General features: G+C 48.9%; 1 protein-coding gene. It reads right to left on the reverse strand.

Annotation, left to right across the window (positions count from 1 at the left end; all coding sequences use genetic code 11):
• Positions 1-321: agmatine deiminase family protein (locus tag AB4585_RS23475; protein ID WP_372171182.1), on the reverse strand; the 321-nt coding region annotated here is incomplete at both ends.

Raw genomic sequence — 321 nt, forward strand, 5'->3', positions numbered from 1 at the left:
GGGTACATGCGTTTGAACATCGCTTCCATATCTCCGTCAGTTTTTGGATCAAGGAGTGGGAAGATGATGTGTTTATTTGAAATTAGGTAGTTTGCATAAGATGCGGCAAGGCGCTCACCAGCCTCACGTTCCATCCCGTCCGCAGCATCGATGCCAGAGGCTTCCTCTGCTGTCATGTAGAGTGGACCAGGCATTGGGATCTTAATAACCTCAATAGAGCGGCCTTTTGCGTCAGTTTGAGCTTCAAGAGCGGCTAATGATTCGCGAGACAGTGTGTATTGAGGGTCTGTTTCATCGTCGCACCAAGTAAGGGCGATAGTT

Origin of the sequence: Vibrio sp. 10N.222.49.C9, assembly GCF_041474985.1 — a bacterium.
GTDB classification, from domain to species: domain Bacteria; phylum Pseudomonadota; class Gammaproteobacteria; order Enterobacterales; family Vibrionaceae; genus Vibrio; species Vibrio crassostreae_C.